The sequence below is a fragment of the Bacteroides sp. AR29 genome (genome assembly GCF_900217715.1).
Taxonomy (GTDB): domain Bacteria; phylum Bacteroidota; class Bacteroidia; order Bacteroidales; family Bacteroidaceae; genus Bacteroides; species Bacteroides uniformis.
In genome coordinates, this window is record NZ_OBMS01000015.1 from 1 (window position 1) to 19590 (window position 19590).

Sequence of the window (19590 nt, forward strand, 5' to 3'; positions counted from 1 at the left end):
AAATTCCCAAGACTCTGCAAGATACTTGCTGACGGAGGTTATCAAGGGGATTTGGCTATGTGGACAAAACAAAAGTTCGGATGGGACTTGGAGGTTGTACTCAGACCCAAAGAAAACCCCAGAAAATTCAATGTAGTACCTAAACGATGGATTGTTGAAAGGACTTTCTCATGGTTGGAAAACTATAGAAGGCTCACTATTGATTACGAATTCCTGACGGAAACGGCAGAAGCAATGGTAACGGTGGCATTTATACAAATACTCCTTAAGAGATTTTTCTAAGCATTTCAAAACAAATTCTAAGAAATGTATCAATTTACTCCATACTGTTTCATAAGGTTCTTCCTCTCCGTACTTACCCCATATACGGATATATACTAAATTTAATCCCTCGAAATTGTAGACTTCAGAATGCAATTCGCACTCCTTTCCATCATGTTCGCACTCTTTTAATCGCATCCTTAATCTGCTGATATATGTTTTGGGAGAGATACCAAATTGTTTCTTAAATGCTTTGGAGAACGATTGCGGATTATCGTAGCCGACTAACCCAGCCAAATTCTGTAAACTCATGTCTTCAGTTTGCATATATAGTACAGCTCGTTCTACTCGTTGCCTCGCCACATAAGAGTATAATGGTTCATCCAAAGCAGAACTCATCATACGGAGCAATTGCCGTTGAGACATATTTACTATGTCGGCTATTACATTCAATTGCAATGGCTGATGCAGATTAAAATTTATGTAATCAATTACTTGATTGACTTTCTGTTTGTATATATTTTCAGTGCTACTTTTCATCTATAACGATATAATTTGCAAATATATAGAGTTCATACAAATGTATGATTGTCCAATCTCGCCAATTTTAGAAATCTTTGGTTACGGTTTTAGGAGGTTATGTCAAAACGTTGGCACAACCTCGTTTTTTTAAAGGCATCTACGACGTAATGAGTTGGCTGGAAACTTTATAAGCATACCGATGCTTCAGAACAAAAAGCAGAATCACAATGATTGTCAAAGCCTCCGAGAGTGGCATTGCCAACCAGATTCCCGACACACCCAAGAACTTCGGCAACAGAATAAAACTCGGAATAAGGAAAACAAAGCCACGCAACAAAGCAAAAATCGTAGCCGGCTTTATTCTTTCAACACTCTGAAAATAACCTACCACAGCAATATTCACAATGAAAAAGACAAAGCCGCTTGCAAAATAGGGGAAACCGTGTATCGCTATCTTCGCCGCTTCACTGTCAAGACTGATGAAAAGACCGACCAGCAGATAAGGATAAACAGTGAATGCCACCGTTGCAACCACACCGCAGACCACAGCCGTCAGCAACGCAATACGTTCCGCCGCCATCACTCTTTCCTTGTAGCCCAGTCCGAAATTATAGCTGATAATAGGTTGGGCAGATTGTGCAATAGCATTACCTACCATGAAAACAAAAGGAATATAATAGCACGCTATACCGAATGCCCCTACGCCATCGTCCCCCAGATAGGACATAAATGCCTGGTTCCCGACGAACATAAGAACAGCAAGCGTCGCCTCTCCCAATAAGGCAGAAGAACCGATACGGCACTGGTAACCAATATTCCGCACGGAAAGCCGCAGGCTCTTGACACTCCATTTGAGTGGTTGTAAACGCAAATGCCGAGCATAAAACAGTAGATAGACCATCGCCACCAGTCCGCCGGCCATGATGCTGATGGAAGTGGCAAATGCCGCTCCCATGACTCCCCAGCCAAAAGGAGAGATAAACAGCCAGTCGAGCACCACATTGATTACAGCCGTAATCAGGCTGCACACCATAGCCAGCTTTGGAACACCGTCCAGACGAATGACGAACAGCGACACCGTTATCCATATCTGAAAGACCCATGACGGAACAAACCACAGCAGATAATCCGCCACCATAGGCAACAGATGTTCGGAAGAGCCGAGCATCCGGGCTGTTTCTGCCGGAAAAGCCATCATCAAAACAGAGGGTATCAAAGCTACAATCGTTACAAACAGTAATGCTTGTGTCACATTCAACCGAGCAGACTTGCTTTTGCCTCTCGACAATTGGATAGAAGCGACCACAGAACACCCGGCACCAACCATAAGCCCGATTCCCGTAAAAAGCATCAGTAAAGGGACACAGATATTTACGGCCGCAATCCCGTCGCTACCTACTCCATGCCCGACAAATATCCCGTCAATCGCTGTTACGGCCGACATACTGAGCATACCCAGCAACGTAGGAACAAAATATTTCCGAAACAATGTAAACACATTCAGTGTACTCAAATCAATTGCATCTCTTTTCATGTTCAACTATATTTATAGGTTATTGTCTTGCACAAAAGCAAAAAAATGCCGGATAAAATGATTGGTTTTACCCAGTCATCTTATCCGGCATTTTTACAGCCCTCCGATGAGGATTACAAAACTCTTTTGGTTTTCTAATTCGCGTGCAAAGGTGGGACTTATTTTTCAAGTATCCAAATACTCATGATTTCTTTCACTGAAAAAGCAGCAAAACATGAACATTATCCACTACCATATCACTCTTTTGAAGGTAAACACACAGCCAATGAAAGACAGTCTATCAGTCTTTCATTGCTCTAACATAGGCTGTCAATACACTGAATAAATGATAGTTAGGCATGCGCACTATTGTGGTACGACTTCTCCACAAGCATGAAAAAGCCGTACCACAATAGTGAAGAAACTGCATCACAACCGTGCACAATAGTCATTAATAAGCTTTTAGTAGAAGAAAGAGCTGTTCTTTGCGGAAAGAAGACCAGCCATTTGCACAAGAAAAAACAGCATGCAAGCAAAGTTTGCCTACATACTTGCATAGCGTCTGCTTACATATCGTAAAACGCGGTATAACAAACAATTAGAAAGCGCCATGCAAGCATGTAAGCAAAATGTGTGGTAAACCTATTGTATATCTTTTCATTTTGCGACGACTCCATAGTAAACCATGTTATCAATACGCTTCTGATAAATCTGGTTATTCTGCAGCAGATACCCCAAGGCCAAACACAAATCCACATCCCTGAACTTCGTCAGTTTCTGTAATTCAAAGATTGTACACTTCTTAAGATTGCACAGAATGGAATATACCATTTTCATATTATTGGTCGCCTTCTCAATACTCTTCATATTATTATCTTATTATTAGTTCCTTTCTTAAAATGATATCCTATATTATCTACTCAAATATAAGATAAAGACAGAGCAATGACAAACATTGCCCATTCTTTTCATTTCAGATAACATTCTTTGAACTACATATACCTAAAATCTGCAAAAAATATAGAACTTTATAAATATCAGCACTTTATAGAAAGGTATATTCACATTATACTATATCCGGGAACGATTATGCTGGTATAATCAAGGTACTATTATATGCTTGCCTTCGGGAGTGACTACTACCGAGCCCATTTTGATGTAATGTTTCCCTTCCGGCGAAACTATTACCTTTGTTTCGCTACTCTTGTCGGAAGATTCTTTTTTCTCATTCATGAAACTCTTGTCCCGCGAAGTGGTAACCGGATAAGTATCCTCCAGATAGCTCTTCATTTCGTCCACTTTTCCGTCTTTGAACCACACCTTGACAGCCGACCACCCCGCAGGAGTATAAGCACGGAATGTCCAAGCCTCTCCCTCCTTATTCAAATCTCTAAATGCAGGCTCTCCTAAAATGGTACACACCTCTTTAAAGCTCATACCACGTTCAATGCTGCTCAACTGCTTATAATCAAACCCGTAGCTCTCATAAATGCCACAGCCCATCACCAAGACAGCGAATAACAAGCCTAAAACAACTGACATCTTTTTCATAATAGAAAGTTTTAGTATTTATCCATACAGCAAATGTAGTATGATAAAAACCTCCTTTTCCGTGATTCTCTCTATTTATACATAGGGATTTCCCTATCTTCGAAGTTTATTCCTATCTTTACAACCTATGTACAAAGAATATCATCCCAGCCCCCTGCTCTCCCCCTATATTGGCAAATATTGGGAGTTTAAAGGACAACCCGGATACGGCATGCATATCAATATCCTGCCTGACGGATGCACTGACTTTATATTCACGTTGGGTGAAGCCCCTAAGGCCGTACACGACAGCCTCGTTATGCAGCCCTACCATGCCTACTTCATTGGAGCCATGACCAAATATTCCGAATTGGTGACCCATACGGTAACAGTCCATATGCTGGGAATCCGTTTTCTGCCTTGCGGAATACTTCGCTTCATGGACCTCCCTTTGCAGGAGCTCACCAACTTACGGTTAAACGCCGATGAGCTTACAAGCCTCTTTACCCACTCTTTTGCAGAGAGACTGGGCGAACTGGGAACCATTCAAGAGCACCTGGTCTTTATTGAAAACTTCCTGCTTCAAGCCTTATGCCGATACAGTCCAAAAGCAGAACGGAGCATGCTGTTCGCCATACAGCAAATCAATCGATGCAAGGGTGACTTGTCACTCCTCCGGTTAGCGGAGGAGACTTGCCTATGCCAACGCCATTTCGAACGGAAATTCAAGCAGCACACCGGACTTACACCCAAAGAGTACAGTCGGATTATGAAGTTCAAACATGCTGTAGACTTGTTGCGAAGTACCTCTTTCGACAATCTGCTGTCCGTTGCCATCAAAGCAGGATATTATGATGTTTCCCATCTCTCAAAAGAAATCAAAAAGATGTCCGGCAACGCGCCAAGCCAGCTTCTCACCTCCGCTCCATTGGAAGAAGGGACTTTGAGTTATGTGAAAACATAAAAGTCGATTTTTTACAATAGCTCTTCCTATTACCATGCCTATATTTGCAGCAATCAAATCAATAAAAACATCCAATATGGCAACATTAATCGAGAAAGCAGCAGAAATCTTGGCAAGATGCGAAACCGTCGTCATCACTTCCATCAACCAAGAGGGATATCCCCGCCCCGTTCCAATGAGCAACATCAAGTCGGAAGGGGCCACAACCGTATGGTTGGCGACCGGCAAAGACAGTCTTAAAACAAAGGAGTTTGCAGCCAATCCGAAAGCAGGTTTGTGCTTTCAGGAAAAAGGAAACAGCGTAGTGCTCACCGGTGAGGTGGAGATTATAGAAGACGAAGCCACCAAGCAGGAAATGTGGCAAGAGTGGTTCAGCGCACACTTCAGCAAAGGCCCGACAGATCCCAATTATGTATTACTGAAATTCAAAGGACACCATGCCACCATTTGGATTGACGGACATTTTGTACGCAGAAATCTTTAAGAAGAGCATTCAGTTCCTCATCTGATGTCTTGCATGGGGGGATGAAAACTATAGCCCCTTCGTTATCACCGGCAATCCGAAACCTCCTTTCTGCAAAGTCAGAACTTTCGGTTTGCCTTTTCGTGCTTTGTTGTATGTGGCTGTGGAAACATGCAAGGTCTCTATCGCTCCATCCTCGAAAGCCACCTTTAAGTAATACTCCTTACGTACTCCGTCCGACACATAACGATGCTTGCCTACTTTACGTCTCTTTTCATGTTCTTTTATCAGCTTCTCAAGTACGGTGACCGTCACCTCCTTTGTCGAAGCAGGAGCCGCCATCTGATAATTCCCTACCAGAAAAAGCGAACAACTGATGACACCCACGCACACCACATGACACAATATATTCACTGCCTTTTGCTCCATCGTTGTCAGCCATATCCATTTTTTATATAGAGGAAGTGTAACGACTGCCACCACAAGTCCTACCCCTACGGGTATCCACACAGCAGCCAACGTATCTTCATAGATGTTATATCCGATGCAGCCCAAAGCTACGACCAGTACAAACATCAGAAAACGGAGTATTTTTATAAACAGTTCTTTCATTGCCGCGCTTATATTTTTGGCAAATATAAAAAGAAATATCGTTCGGTCGACTGTCAAGTCTGTTCAATCTACATGAACTAACTTGCTTGATAGAATGTTATAACTACAATAACTAAAACAGAAAATATCATGGAAAAGAGCTTAATTCATAGTAATGAACTGCATTTTATCAGTAAGAAACGCATTCATCAAGCAGTAGAGAAAATGGTTGAGTCATTGGATTTGGCTGCGGGTTCCACAACCGGCTTCAACATCTATGCAGTAGTGGAGAGCTATTTCACGGATTTGGAAAAACGAAAAGAAATCAATCAGCTGCTCAACCTGGAGCAAGATGTCTGCGAAGAAATAGAGGCAGAATTAAGTTATAAATAAATTACGGAGTTACCGACTACTATTAAGTTACGGGCTACAAGTGTCCTGCAGTATGATAATGCAGGACACTTGTAGCCCGTAACTTATAGTAGCTGATAGCCAGTAAATTGAAACTTGTAGCCCACTCAGTCTTTCGCCTGATGCACCGTCAACTGCGGGAATGGGAAGTCGATACCTTCCTCGTTGAATACGGAGTAAATCTTCTTGTTCATATCAAAATAAACGCCCCAGTAGTCTCCGCTCTTCACCCAAACACGGATAACTACATTCACGCTGCTGGCATCCAAGGCATGGAGAGCTACAAACGGTTCGGGAGTATTCAGAATACGGCTGTCTTCGGAGATGATACGACGCACGGTGCTTTCTACCTTGTCATAATTCTCACCATATTCCACACCAATCACCCAATCCACGCGACGGGTGTCCTCGCGGCTGTAATTGGTCACGGTGCCACTGCTCAACGCACCGTTAGGGATATAGATTACCTTATTGTCGGCTGTGGTCAGAATCGTATGGAAGATTTGAATCTCACGTACCGTTCCGGACACTCCCTGGCTTTCAATCCAGTCGCCTACCTTGAAAGGACGGAACAACAGTACAATCAATCCACCCGCAAAGTTCTGCAAGTTTCCGGAAAGTGCCATACCGATAGCCACACCGGCAGATGCCAACAAAGCTGCAAATGAAGTAGTTTCCACTCCCAATTTGCCGATAACGGCAATAATCAGCAGAATGGTCAGCAAGATATTGACTAAACTTTTCACAAAGCTCTGGATACTGGCATCCACATGTCTTTTTGCCAATAACCTCGCCAGCATTTTCCTAAGAAAGGAAATCAAGAACCGTCCTACCACAAAGATGATGACAGCTCCAATAATACGTCCACCGGCACTTACGCCCCAATCTATCAATTGCTGAAGGAATATCTGCAGTTTGCTGAAACCATCGTCAGCAACTTGGGCAGCAAAGGCTGCCATGAATAAAGATGATAACATAACTATACTCTTTTTTTAAAATTAATGCTGCAAAATTAACAAATAACTCTGACTTTCGTTCACTTAACTTGCCACTTTCGACGAAAACTCCTACCTTTGCTCCCGATTTCAACTAAGGGGTGCCCTAATACGACGGGCTGAGATCATACCCATTAACCTGATCCGGGTAATGCCGGCGGAGGGAAAAGAAGAAAAGTTCCCCTTTTCTGTATTCATCTAAACGAAACAATTGCAAATGAAGAGACATGCAATGGCGACCTGCCTCCTTATGGCAGCACTGGGTGTCTGTGCGCAGACACAAGAGCAAGACAGTCTGCGGGTGATAAACCTGCAGGAAGTGGAAGTCATCTCCACACGTGCCACAAACAGCACACCGGTGGCATTCACCAATATAGGCAAAGAACAACTGAAAAAACAGAATTTCGGACAAGACCTGCCGTATCTGTTGAGTATGACACCCTCCGCCATTACTACCAGCGACGCCGGTGCCGGGGTGGGTTACACCACACTGAGAGTCCGCGGAACAGATGGCACACGCATCAACGTCACCGCTAACGGTATTCCCATCAACGATGCGGAAAGCCACACGGTATTCTGGGTCAACCTGCCGGATTTCGCCTCCTCCGTCAAGGATATGCAGGTGCAACGCGGAGCTGGTACCTCAACGAACGGTGCAGGAGCTTTCGGTGCCAGCATCAACATGCAGACGGGTGATTTCTCCATGAAACCCTATGCAGAATTCAACGGTTCCTACGGCTCCTTCCATACGCACAAGGAGACGGTGAAAGTGGGAACGGGACTCATCAACAATCATTGGTCGTTCGACGCGCGGCTCTCCAACATCAGTACAGACGGATATATAGACCGGGCGTCTGTGGGACTGAACTCCTATTACCTGCAAGGAGGGTACTACAATGACAACACCTCTATCAAGCTGATAACCTTTGCCGGCAAAGAGCGCACTTACCACGCATGGAACTATGCCAGCAAGGAAGAGATGGAACGTTACGGACGGCGTTATAATTCCTGCGGATTCATGTACGCCACCGACCGGGACGGCCATGTATACAACAAAGAATATTATAAAGACGACAACGGCGAGAAGCATTACCTCACGGACGAAGGAGGTGCACTGCATTTCTATGACGACCAGACCGACAACTATACGCAAAAGAATTACCAGCTGCTATTCAACCACAATTTCACCCCACAATGGAACCTGAATATCGGCCTGCACTACACCAAAGGCGACGGATACTATCAAGAATATAAAGGTGAACGCTCGTTAGCAGAGTACGGCATGTCTCCTTTCGAATACAATGGCGGCAAGGTAGAAGTAAGCGACCTTATCCGCAAGAAGGCAATGGACAACTGGTTTGGCGGTGGAATCTTCTCCGTAAGCTACAAAGCCGACCGTCTGCATGCCTCGCTAGGCGGTGCACTGAACCGCTATGACGGCGACCACTTCGGAAAAGTGCTTTGGGTAAAGAACTATATCGGCGAACTGAACCCCGACCACGACTACTACCGCAACAACGCCACAAAGAACGACGGAAATATTTATCTGAAAGTCAATTATGAACTGGTAAGCGGCCTCAGCGCCTACCTCGACCTGCAATACCGCCACATCAACTACAAGATAAACGGACTGAACGACAAGTACAACTGGACTGCCGCCACTCCGGGAATGCAAAAATTGGACATTGACGAAGATTTCGACTTCTTCAACCCGAAAGCCGGACTGTCCTGGCAAATCGACCGCAACCACCGCCTATACGGTTCGTTCAGCGTAGCCCATAAAGAACCTACGCGCAACAACTACACCGACGGCTACTTCACCGAACATCCCAAGGCTGAGCGTTTGTTCGACTACGAACTGGGATATACCTTCGCCAACTCATGGATCCATGCGGGTGCCAACTTCTACTATATGGACTATAAAGACCAGCTGGTACTGACGGGAGAGCTGAACGAGATAGGCGAAGCCATGGCCAGCAACGTGCCCGACAGCTACCGTACGGGTATTGAACTGATGGCTGGCATCAAACTGGACTGCGGCTTGCAATGGGACATCAATGCCACACTCAGCAAGAACCGTGTGCAGAACTTTACCGAGACACTTTTTGAAAACGAGGAGGCTGGGTCGGAAGCATGGGTCATCAAACACGGGGATACCCCCATCGCATTCTCTCCCGACTTCATACTGAACAACCGCTTCGGCTATACGTTCAAGGGATTCGAGGCCTCGTTGCAGTCACAATATATCAGCAAGCAATACATGAGTAACGCCAAGCGAGAGGAGTGCACACTGGATGCTTATTTCGTAAGCAACCTGAATCTGTCCTATACCTTCAAGTTGCCTAAAGTAAAGTCGGTAACCGTAGGGTGCACCATCTACAATCTGTTCAATGAAGAATACGAAAACAACGGATACGCAGGCAGCGGATACTATCACGACGACAACGGAGGAAAAGTCCGTTACAACTATGCCGGCTACGCTGCCCAGGCGGGAACGAATGTATTGGGACATATAGCAATCAATTTCTGATGGAACATACTCTTGAGATTATAGGCACTGTGGTCGGGATTCTCTATCTCTGGTTGGAGTACCGGGCAAGCATTTATCTTTGGATAGCGGGCATCATTATGCCTGCCGTCTATATTTTTGTCTACTATGATGCGGGGCTGTATGCAGACTTCGGCATCAACATCTATTATCTGGGTGCTGCCATCTACGGCTGGATGATGTGGAAGTACGGAGCATTTCTGCGCCGGACTATCTTGCGGCGGAAAGGTGCAGGACAGAAAGGAGAGGACACAAGAACAGAAGAACAAAAACTGGAACTTCCTATCACCCATATGCCGGCGCGCTACTTGCTGCCGCTTACCGCCGTATTCATCGCCGCTCTGCTTGGCATTGCCTGGATATTGATAAACTTCACGGACAGCAATGTGCCCTGGCTGGACTCCTTCACCACCGCACTGAGCATAGCCGGCATGTGGATGCTGGCACGGAAATATGTAGAGCAATGGTGGGCATGGATTGCGGTAGATGCCGTTAGCGCCGGACTGTACATCTACAAAGGACTTGATTTTACAGCCGGACTATATGCCCTTTACACAATTATAGCTATCTTTGGCTACTTCAAATGGAGGAAAATGATGAACAAGGATGAAGGATTAGAGATTAGGGATTAAGAAAGACATGAAAGACGAACTATCAACGAGCAACGAGCAATTATTAACTATTGATGCCGTAGTTTTGGCGAATGGGGAATATCCTGCAAGTCCCCTACCTTTAAAGATATTGGCGGAAGCGCCTTACGTGGTTTGTTGCGACGGCGGAGCGGACGAATACATCCGCCGGGGCCATACTCCCGACGTAATCATCGGCGACGGTGACTCCCTCAGTGATGAAAACCGCCGGAAGTTCGGACATATCCTACACCGTATCAGCGACCAGGAGACCAACGACCAGACTAAAGCCGTCAACTTCCTGCTGGCGAAAGGCAAACGCCGTATCGCCATCATCGGTGCCACGGGCAAACGTGAAGACCATACACTGGGAAATATCAGCCTGCTCATCGACTATCTCCGTGCCGGAGCCGATGTACGTACCTATACCGATTACGGCATCTTCATCCCCTGCCGGGGTACCCGCACCTTCCCAAGCCATCCCGGACAGCAAGTATCCATCATCAACTTCACTGCACACGGTCTGCATGGCAAAGGACTGGTCTATCCCCTCAGCGATTTCACCAACTGGTGGCAAGGCACACTCAACGAATGCACCAGTACAGAATTCACCATCGAGGCGGAAGGGGAATACCTGGTATTCGTCACTACTTCTTCGCTTCCGCCACTTCAACAAAGTACACGCTGATACAAATCATGGCAATGGCAGCGGCTTGCGTCCAACTGAAACGGTCTTGCCCCAAGGTGAGGGAAACAACGGTAGTCACCACCAGTATCAGATAGCTGTACATGGCTACAACCGTCGTCTTGAGATACTTCAAGCCCACCGGAACCAGAAAGTAACTGAGGTAAGTAGGGAAAACCAGCACAAACGCCAACACCGCCCACGGCACCCAGTGCCACTTCCCATGCAAGGCATCCGTAAGCAAGGGTGCATCCCAGCCTATAATGGACGACACAATCAATCCCGTTACTGCCGCACCGCCAAAGATGTACTTCATCATCGTCACTACCCCGACCTCTTCCAGCAGTTTCTTGCTCACAATCAGGTAAACGGCAAAGACCAGCGAGCTCACCATGCAGAGCATGTTGCCCGTAAACGCATCGTGCGCCAGGTCATCACTGCCTTGCGTAAGGATGCACAACAACGCACCGCCAAAACCCAGCGCTATGCCGATTATCTTCATCAGCGTAGCCTTTTCGTGCAGGAAAAAGACAGATATCAGAAAGACCCAAATGGGCTGCATGGAGTTGAAGATGGCACTGGAAACCGGAGTCGTCTTACTGATGCCCAGCAGATAGCAGAACATGAACCCGTAGAGTCCGAAAGCTCCCAGACAGAACAGCCCTATCCGCTGCCGCCTTGTGACCGGTGCCTCCTTTACAAACCAGCTTGTTATCCAAAATGCCACGGCAGCAAAGACACAACGCACCGTGACACCTGTCAATGCACCCAGCCACAAAGGGAGCAGAAATTTCAATCCATTCATATTCAACCCCGCCATGACGCGCGATGCAACCATACTGAGATTGGCTTCCAGTTTCTTATCTTTCATCAGCTTCGTATTTTTCCCCTCAAACAATTCATTACTTTGAAATGTTTTAAGGAAAAAGGAGATAACGTTATGGCAAAAGTTAAAGAAGAGCAATCGTCCCAGCAAACAAAGCAAGTCCTCGCATTCTCCACCCGGCTACGCCATGACCTTAAGAAAGCCTGCCGGCAACTGGATGAGGGAGAAGGACAAGAGGATGTCACAATCAGTAAGGAGGTGGAAGCATGGCTAAACAAATAATCTGGTCGCCACTTGCCAAAGAAGCTCTGAAGGACCTGCTGATTTCCTCGCAAGAAAGAGATGGCAACAAACGGTGTGGCGGGGCTCTGTACACCTTGTTCCAAAATGCATTGTACCGTGTCACGCTGAATCCGTTTATCGGACAGCCCACCGAAGCAGAGAACATACGGTACATCATTCCGCATCCCGACTATACGCTTCTTTACCGGCACAGTCTCCGGAAGATTGAAGTGCTTGTGCTATGGAACAACCATCATAAGTTGGGCAGCATGATAAACATCATCCGGGAAGAACCCGATACAGAATAAAGCAGCCAATCTTGTCAAGAGCAGATTTATGGAAGATTAACGGAACAGACGCATGATCGTCCGTTCATATAGCCGGAACAAACCATGTATCCGTCCCGAACATATCATCCGTTTATCCTCGACACACCATCTGTCAGCGCTGAACATATCATCCGAAAGCTCGGAGCTTTTCATCCGAAACATCCGGACTTTTCGTCAAAAACATCCGAGCTTTTCGTCAAAACCGCCGGGATTTTCCAAGCAAATGCCCACCATTCCGCTTGCTGAAGTGGAGGATTAAATCTGCAAAGCACTGGTTTAGGAGAGTAGACCCTAAGGTTTGGCAAATGAAGTGACGGAAGAACACAACAAAAAAGGAGAAGCGATGCCTCTCCTTTTATGCTAATTTAAAATTGAATCTGAACTAAGATTGCAGTTACAAAGATACAACATCCGAAAGGCAATGTCAAGTAATCCGGTGTTTTTCTTTACTGACGTCCCATTCTTTATACATGCATCAGATATTGCTTGAAGTCCGCAAAGTCCTTCGACATTGGCAGGCTCTTCTTCTCGCCGCGCATAAAGGCCTGAAGCTTGGCAGGTATTTCTACGGCTTCACCGATAATCTTCTCCACTGTATCCTTGAACTTCGCCGGATGGGCCGTTTCCAAGAATACGCCCGTTTCGCCGGGTTTCAGTCCTTCGGCCAGGGCCCGGAAGCCGCAGGCTCCGTGCGGGTCGAGCAGGTAATGGTCCTTCTTCCACACTTCCCGCATGGTTTCGGCAATCTGCTCGTCGGTATAAGTGGCACCGCTGATTTCGGCAGAGATGGCGGCATGGCTGCCTCCGTAAAGGTCGAGTACGCGGGCAAAGTTGCTCGGGTCGCCCACATCCATCGCGTTAGCAATGGTAGCGATACTGGGACGCGGTGTATAAACACCCGTCTGCAAATATTGGAAGAAGATATCATTGCGGTTGTTGGAAGCGATAAAGCGTTCCACAGGTAGTCCCATACGCTTGCCGAAGAGGCCGGCAGTGATATTGCCGAAGTTACCACTGGGTACACAAATGACGGCATTGTCTCCCTTACCGGCACGCTTCAGTTGAGCATAGGCATAAAAGTAATAGAATGCCTGCGGCAAGAAACGCGCCACGTTGATGGAATTGGCGCTGGTCAGTTGCAGGTGCTCGTTGAGTTCCCCGTCCATAAAAGCGGATTTAACCAGAGCCTGGCAATCGTCGAACGTGCCATCGACCTCAATGGCCGTGATATTCTGCCCTAAGGTAGTAAACTGTTTCTCCTGGATTTCACTGACTTTTCCCTTCGGGTAGAGCACATAGACGTGTATGCCTTCCACACCGAGGAAACCATTGGCAACAGCACTCCCCGTATCACCGGAAGTAGCAACGAGAACATTGACTTGCTTCTTGCCCTCTTTCTTGATAAAGTATCCCAGCAAACGCGCCATGAAGCGACCGCCCACATCCTTAAAGGCAAGCGTCGGACCATGGAACAGCTCAAGCGAATAAATATTCTCCGTCACCCGGACCAGAGGGACATCGAAACTGAGTGTGTCATAAACAATCTGTTTCAGCGTATCGGCAGAAACATCCTCGCCAAAGAAAGCATCTGCCACGCGATAGGCTATCTCCTGAAAGCTGAGTGTATCGATGCTATCGTAAAACTCTTGTGGCAGAGTTTTGATTGTAAAGGGCATGAAAAGCCCCTTGTCTGCGGCAAGCCCCTTTACCACGGCCTCTTCAAGAGTGGCTTCGGGGGCTTGTTTGTTGGTGCTATAATATTTCATTGCGGTATTTTTTTATTCACCACAGAGTCTCACAGAATTCTCTATAAATAAAACCCCGTGAAACTCTGTGTTACTCTGTGGTGGAACTCATAAATTCATTAATAAACTCGTCTTCTTTCATCAGTCCGTAACTGCCTTCGCAGGCTGCCACTTCATCAAATGTCCGTACTTCGTCAGCCTCGATACCCGGATGCCAAATGAGGAACGGGATAGGTTCGGCCGTATGCGTACGGAGTTCGCAGGGAGTGGGATGGTCGGGCAATACGGAGATAGCAACGGGTTCCTCCCAATCCTTCACAGCCTCGTAGATAGGACCTACGGCACGGCTGTCCAGATTCTCAATCGTCATAATCTTCAAGGGGACATTTCCTTCGTGACCGGCCTCATCACTGGCCTCGATATGCAGGTAGACAAAATCATCCGTCCGCAATGCATCAAGGGCGGCAGCCACCTTATTCTCATAGTTGGTATCATAAAGCCCTGTCGCACCTTCTACGGTGATGCGCCGCAATCCGGCATAGTAGCCGATGCCGTTAATCAAATCCACGGCAGAAATCACAGCACCACGCTTCACCTGCGGGAACTTGTCTGAAAGGCGCTCCATCTGCGGACGATAACCGGGACTCCACGGCCAGATGCTATTGGCAGGGTCCTTACCCTCGGCCTTCCGCTTCATGTTGACCGGATGGTTTTCCAGCAACACTTGCGAACGGAGAATCAAATCATTAATCAAATCGGCAGTCTGCTTCGGAGTAAGCTCTGCACCGCCTTCGGGGACCGAAATATTCTCCGTACCCTCCATCGGCTTCACCATCAACGGACGGAAAGGCCTCAAAGGGACATCGTGGGGCGGCGTACAGTCAATGCGCTTGTCCCCTCCTTTTATTACCAGCAGATGGCGGTATTGCACGCCCGTATGGAAATGCACGCGGTCATCACCCAAATGCTCCTGAAGGTATTTTACCAACACATCCGCTTCCTCTGTAGTAATGTGCCCGGCAGAATGATTCTTGATATTGTCTCCCTCGATGCAGATAATGTTGCAGCGCATCGCCATCTCACCCGGCTGCAAGTCCACACCGATACTCGCCGCCTCCAATGGACCGCGGCCTTCGTACACCTTCGGCAGGTTATAGCCCAGAACGGACATATTCGCCACCTCACTGCCGGGATGAAATCCCTCGGCCACCGTCACCAGCCTTCCCACACGTCCCATGCGTGCCAGCTTGTCCATATAGGGAGTTGCAGCCGCCTGCAGCAAGGTTTTGCCTCCCAGAGCCTTCACGGGCCAGTCGGCCATACCATCACCCAATATAATGATGTGTTTCATCTTTCTATATTACGATTTGGATTAAACGTTTGCAATGCTCATAATATCCGCAAATACCCCCGCAGCCGTTACACCCGCACCGGCTCCGTAGCCTTGTATCATCATCGGATATTCCTTATAACGTGCCGTGGTCAGCAGGATGATGTTATTGCTGCCTTCCAGCCCGTAGAACGGATGGTTGGCGCCGACTTCCTGCAAACCGACAGATGCTTTGCCATTTTCCAGTTTGGCTACGAAACGCCAATGCTTGTTCTCGGCTTCCAACACCTTGCGGCGGGCTTCGAAATCGGCATCGAGGCTCGGCACTTTCTTCCAGAAGTCATCCAGGGAGCCTTCAAAGAAGTCATCGGGCACAAAGAGGTTCTTCTCAACATCGCTCTGTTCCAAACAGTAACCGGCCTCGCGTGCCAGAATCACCAGTTTGCGGATAACATCCTTTCCGCTGAGGTCGATACGCGGATCGGGCTCGGAGTAACGTTCCTCCTGCGCCATCTTAATGGTCTTGCTGAAAGGAATGTCGGCACTGATTTTATTGAAGATATAGTTCAACGTACCGCTCAGCACGGCTTCAATCTTCAATATCTTATCACCGCTATGGATAAGGTCGTTAATGGTATTGATGATGGGGAGTCCGGCGCCTACATTGGTTTCAAACAAGTACTTCACACCGCGTTGGCGGGCAATCTGTTTCAGTTCACGGTAGTTCTCGTATTCGGAAGAAGCAGCAATCTTGTTAGCAGCCACTACCGAAACATTGTGCAGCAGCAAGTCCTTGTAAAGGGAAGCCACGCCTGCACTTGCCGTACAGTCCACAAAGACAGAGTTAAAGATGTTCATACCGATAATCTCATTACGCAGCGTTTCCAGAGAGCTGTCCTTTCCCTTCTCCTGCAGTTCTTCACGAAAACGTCCCAAATCGAAACCTTCGCGGCTGAACATGGCTTTGTTTGCATCGGCAATGCCCACTACATTCAGCTGCAGGCCGTTCTCCTGCATCAGCTTCTGGCGCTGGCTGTGGATTTGCTCTATCAAGCTGCCGCCTACGGTTCCTATGCCGCAGATAAAAAGATTCAGTACCTGATATTCCGACAAGAAGAAAGAATCATGGATGACATTCAGCGATTTGCGCAATGATTTGCTGTCCACTACAAACGAGATGTTGGTTTCCGAAGCACCCTGCGCACAAGCAATCACATTGATACCGTTACGCCCCAACGTACCGAACAGCTTTCCGGCAATACCCGGTGTATGCTTCATGTTCTCGCCTACGATGGCCACGGTAGCCAGGTTCTTTTCTGCCTGAATAGGAGAAATTTCTCCCATCTCTATTTCTTTGGCAAACTCCTCGTTCAGCACCTCGCAAGCCAGATCAGCATCCGCATTGCGCACACCGATAGACGTTGAATTCTCCGAAGAAGCCTGGGACACAAGGAACACACTGATGCCATTCTTTGCCAGCGCCTTGAAGATACGGTAGTTCACACCGATGACACCTACCATACCAAGGCCTTGCACTGTAATTAGGCTCGTATCATTGATGGATGAAATACCCTTGATGGCCTTGCTTTGCGGGTCGGAAACCTCTCGCTTGATGACAGTTCCCACACCCTCCGGATTGAAGGTATTCTTCACCAGAATGGGGATATTCTTGTGGCAAACCGGATAGATTGTAGGCGGATAGACCACTTTCGCACCGAAGTTACAAAGCTCCGTAGCTTCCACATAGCTCAATTCATTGATAGTGTATGCCCTGGAAATCACACGCGGGTCAGCTGTCATGAATCCGTCTACATCCGTCCAGATTTCCAGACTGTCGGCATCCAGTGCAGCAGCAATGATTGCCGCCGTATAGTCAGAGCCACCTCTACCCAGGTTCGTTACCTCTCCCGTCATTTTGTCTGTGGAGATAAAACCCGGAACCAATACGCGTTTGGGCAGGCTACTGAATGTCTCGCGCACCAACGAATTTGTCAGCTCCGTATCCAGCACATGCTTGGAATGCTTCTTTTCCGTCTTGATAAACTTGCGTGAGTCAAACCACTCCGCTCCCGTCAACTGGGCAACGATGATAGATGAAAGACGTTCGCCATAGCTCACAATCGTATCGGACGTCTTCTGCGAAAGGTCCTTTATCAGATAAATGCCCTGAAAGATGTCCTTCAGCTCGTTGAGCAGCTCACCAATCTGGCGTTGCAAGGCAACCTGCGCCTCGCCTGCCGGAATCACTTCCTTAATCATTTCCACATGACGATAGACAATCTCCCGGAACTCATTCTCGTAAGAAGCATCACCGGCTGCCGCCATTCTAGAGGTGTTTATCAACTTGTCCGTGATGCCGCCCAATGCGGACACCACCACGATAACCGGTTCATCGACTGCTTCTACAATTCTCTTGACGCTCAAAATACTGTTCACGGAACCTACGGACGTTCCGCCGAATTTCATTACTTTCATTTCTCTTTATATTGTTGAGATGGTTGATACAATGTGTCGGAAACAAGCTGCTACGGCTTGCATTGACTTTAATTAAATGGAAAAACTGCTTGAAAATGGTGTAACACATAGAAACACAAAATACTATCCCTAACCCCTAAGGGTCATGGTCCACATGGATGTGACTGTATGTTGATAGTACTTGTTCATAGTCTCTTGTTTCTATCATTTATGATAAGTGTTGCAAAAGTAACAATAAAAACATTCAATCTATCACTTTTTGCGACTTTTTTGCGATAAAAATACAGAAAGCCTCTAAAAAGGCAAGAAATATGCACAACTTACGGCTTACACTTTCACACTTTCCATACCTTTTTTCTGTATATCCGTTTATTCTTTTCTAACATTTTGCTATCATTCTCAATATATATCATTATATTTGCATGGAAAACATGAAAGAAAAGTGCGCATGAACCCAGAAAACACTTCCGTTTTGCTAATATACACCGGTGGAACTATCGGAATGATAGAGAATGCAGAAACCGGCGCCCTGGAAAGCTTCAACTTCGAGCAGTTGCAGAAACATGTTCCCGAACTTCAGAGATTTGCGTTCCGTATCGACACTTATCAATTCGACCCGCCCATGGATTCCTCGGACATGGACCCCGATGCCTGGCGCAAACTGGTACGCATCATCAGCAACAACTACAACCAATATACAGGCTTCGTCATCCTGCATGGCACAGACACCATGGCCTACACAGCTTCTGCACTCAGCTTCATGCTTGAAGGGCTGAACAAGCCCGTCATCCTAACCGGCTCGCAACTGCCCATTGGCGTGCTCCGCACAGACGGCAAGGAAAACCTGCTGACCAGCATCGAAATAGCCACCGACCGCCACTCCAACGGACAGCCCATCGTACCCGAAGTCTGCATCTTCTTCGAAAACCACCTGATGCGCGGCAACCGTACCACCAAAATGAACGCGGAGAACTTCAATGCTTTCCGTTCCTTCAATTATCCGGTACTCGCTTCCGCCGGTATACATATTAAATATAATAATGTGCAAATTCATACGCACGGCACTCCCCACGAACTGGAGCCTCATTATCTGCTTGATACCAACATCGCCATACTGAAGCTTTTTCCAGGTATTCAGGAAAATGTCGTGGCAGCCATACTTGCCACTAAAGGACTGAAGGCCGTAGTCCTCGAAACCTACGGTTCCGGCAACGCTCCCCGAAAGGAATGGTTTCTACGCCGCCTGCATGATGCCTGCGAACAAGGCATCATCATTGTCAACGTCACCCAATGCAGTGCCGGCACTGTTGAAATGGAGCGCTATGAAACCGGTTACCAACTGATGCAGGCAGGAGTTGTCTGCGGATATGACAGCACAACGGAATCTGCCGTAACCAAGCTGATGTTCCTTCTGGGGCACGATTATCCACCTGCCGAAATACGCGAACTGATGGGACGACCGCTGGCAGGGGAAATTACCGTGTGAAGCAC

General features: G+C 47.2%; 19 protein-coding genes, 1 pseudogene and 1 riboswitch. Of the genes and pseudogenes, 10 read left to right on the forward strand and 10 right to left on the reverse strand.

Features of this window, described 5'->3' with window-relative positions:
- On the forward strand, window positions 1-282 hold a 282-nt coding region (locus tag CSD97_RS10850; protein WP_143272418.1), incomplete at its 5' end, for a transposase.
- 15 nt (window positions 283-297) lie between these two features.
- Here CSD97_RS10850 and CSD97_RS10855 read toward each other — a convergent pair.
- The 4 genes and pseudogenes from CSD97_RS10855 to CSD97_RS10875 all read right to left on the reverse strand — a co-directional run.
- Window positions 298-801, reverse strand: a pseudogene (locus CSD97_RS10855) (AraC family transcriptional regulator); the annotation flags it as partial.
- Between the two features lie 139 nt (window positions 802-940).
- On the reverse strand, window positions 941-2317 hold the full coding sequence (locus CSD97_RS10860; protein ID WP_098032381.1) for an MATE family efflux transporter: 1377 nt from the start codon (window positions 2315-2317) through the stop codon (window positions 941-943).
- A gap of 636 nt (window positions 2318-2953) precedes the next feature.
- Window positions 2954-3163 (reverse strand): winged helix-turn-helix domain-containing protein, encoded by a 210-nt coding sequence (locus tag CSD97_RS10870; protein WP_098032383.1) that lies wholly within the window; start codon window positions 3161-3163, stop codon window positions 2954-2956.
- A 234-nt stretch (window positions 3164-3397) separates the two neighbouring features.
- A complete protein-coding gene (locus tag CSD97_RS10875) occupies window positions 3398-3847 on the reverse strand; it encodes a hypothetical protein (RefSeq protein WP_098032384.1) in 450 nt (149 codons plus the stop codon).
- A gap of 127 nt (window positions 3848-3974) precedes the next feature.
- Between CSD97_RS10875 and CSD97_RS10880 the strand changes: the two genes are divergently transcribed.
- Both CSD97_RS10880 and CSD97_RS10885 read left to right on the forward strand, forming a co-directional pair.
- On the forward strand, window positions 3975-4790 hold the full coding sequence (locus CSD97_RS10880; protein WP_098032385.1) for a helix-turn-helix transcriptional regulator: 816 nt from the start codon (window positions 3975-3977) through the stop codon (window positions 4788-4790).
- A 76-nt stretch (window positions 4791-4866) separates the two neighbouring features.
- A complete protein-coding gene (locus tag CSD97_RS10885; RefSeq protein ID WP_005835009.1) occupies window positions 4867-5274 on the forward strand; it encodes a pyridoxamine 5'-phosphate oxidase family protein in 408 nt (135 codons plus the stop codon).
- Window positions 5275-5322: 48 nt separating this feature from the next.
- Here CSD97_RS10885 and CSD97_RS10890 read toward each other — a convergent pair whose 3' ends face one another.
- Window positions 5323-5865: a hypothetical protein gene (locus CSD97_RS10890; protein ID WP_005835008.1), complete on the reverse strand. Its 543-nt coding sequence runs from the start codon at window positions 5863-5865 to the stop codon at window positions 5323-5325.
- A 129-nt stretch (window positions 5866-5994) separates the two neighbouring features.
- On the opposite strand from CSD97_RS10890, the gene CSD97_RS10895 reads away from it, so the two are divergent.
- Complete coding sequence (locus CSD97_RS10895; RefSeq protein ID WP_005828479.1) at window positions 5995-6237, forward strand: hypothetical protein; 243 nt, start codon at window positions 5995-5997, stop codon at window positions 6235-6237.
- Between the two features lie 125 nt (window positions 6238-6362).
- Here CSD97_RS10895 and CSD97_RS10900 read toward each other — a convergent pair whose 3' ends face one another.
- Window positions 6363-7214, reverse strand: coding sequence for a mechanosensitive ion channel domain-containing protein (locus tag CSD97_RS10900; RefSeq protein WP_009037240.1), 852 nt, complete (start codon window positions 7212-7214; stop codon window positions 6363-6365).
- Window positions 7215-7337: 123 nt separating this feature from the next.
- Window positions 7338-7434, forward strand: a riboswitch (TPP riboswitch).
- 33 nt (window positions 7435-7467) lie between these two features.
- On the opposite strand from CSD97_RS10900, the gene CSD97_RS10905 reads away from it, so the two are divergent.
- Genes CSD97_RS10905 through CSD97_RS10915 form a run of 3 tightly spaced genes read left to right on the forward strand, consistent with a single transcriptional unit; the run spans window position 7468 to window position 11115 of the window.
- On the forward strand, window positions 7468-9780 hold the full coding sequence (locus CSD97_RS10905; RefSeq protein WP_005834991.1) for a TonB-dependent receptor: 2313 nt from the start codon (window positions 7468-7470) through the stop codon (window positions 9778-9780).
- Window positions 9780-10430 carry a nicotinamide riboside transporter PnuC gene (gene pnuC / locus CSD97_RS10910; protein ID WP_005834990.1) on the forward strand — a complete coding sequence of 217 codons (651 nt, stop codon included), beginning with the start codon at window positions 9780-9782 and terminating at the stop codon, window positions 10428-10430. The genes CSD97_RS10905 and pnuC overlap by 1 nt, the downstream gene beginning before the upstream one ends.
- Window positions 10431-10437: 7 nt before the next feature.
- Complete coding sequence (locus CSD97_RS10915) at window positions 10438-11115, forward strand: thiamine diphosphokinase (protein WP_005828487.1); 678 nt, start codon at window positions 10438-10440, stop codon at window positions 11113-11115.
- Here the strand turns inward: CSD97_RS10915 and CSD97_RS10920 are convergent.
- On the reverse strand, window positions 11075-11983 hold the full coding sequence (locus CSD97_RS10920; protein WP_034525647.1) for a DMT family transporter: 909 nt from the start codon (window positions 11981-11983) through the stop codon (window positions 11075-11077). The genes CSD97_RS10915 and CSD97_RS10920 overlap by 41 nt on opposite strands.
- Window positions 11984-12052: 69 nt before the next feature.
- Between CSD97_RS10920 and CSD97_RS10925 the strand changes: the two genes are divergently transcribed.
- Together CSD97_RS10925 and CSD97_RS10930 are read left to right on the forward strand one after the other, a co-directional pair.
- Window positions 12053-12220: a hypothetical protein gene (locus CSD97_RS10925; protein WP_165860120.1), complete on the forward strand. Its 168-nt coding sequence runs from the start codon at window positions 12053-12055 to the stop codon at window positions 12218-12220.
- Window positions 12205-12528 carry a type II toxin-antitoxin system RelE/ParE family toxin gene (locus CSD97_RS10930; RefSeq protein WP_005828493.1) on the forward strand — a complete coding sequence of 108 codons (324 nt, stop codon included), beginning with the start codon at window positions 12205-12207 and terminating at the stop codon, window positions 12526-12528. Before CSD97_RS10925 ends, CSD97_RS10930 begins: the two co-directional genes overlap by 16 nt.
- Before the next feature lie 485 nt (window positions 12529-13013).
- On the opposite strand, the gene thrC is transcribed toward CSD97_RS10930, so the two are convergent.
- The 3 genes from thrC to thrA form a co-directional block, all read right to left on the reverse strand.
- A complete protein-coding gene (gene thrC / locus CSD97_RS10935; protein ID WP_005834984.1) occupies window positions 13014-14315 on the reverse strand; it encodes a threonine synthase in 1302 nt (433 codons plus the stop codon).
- Window positions 14316-14385: 70 nt separating this feature from the next.
- A complete protein-coding gene (locus tag CSD97_RS10940) occupies window positions 14386-15645 on the reverse strand; it encodes a cofactor-independent phosphoglycerate mutase (RefSeq protein WP_008665992.1) in 1260 nt (419 codons plus the stop codon).
- Between the two features lie 21 nt (window positions 15646-15666).
- The gene (gene thrA, locus CSD97_RS10945; protein ID WP_005828504.1) at window positions 15667-18099 is read right to left on the reverse strand and encodes a bifunctional aspartate kinase/homoserine dehydrogenase I; all 2433 of its coding nucleotides are present in this window, start codon (window positions 18097-18099) and stop codon (window positions 15667-15669) included.
- A gap of 448 nt (window positions 18100-18547) precedes the next feature.
- Here thrA and CSD97_RS10955 point away from each other — a divergent pair, with 448 nt between their 5' ends.
- Window positions 18548-19585 (forward strand): asparaginase, encoded by a 1038-nt coding sequence (locus CSD97_RS10955; protein WP_005834979.1) that lies wholly within the window; start codon window positions 18548-18550, stop codon window positions 19583-19585.
- Window positions 19586-19590: the final 5 nt, after the last annotated feature.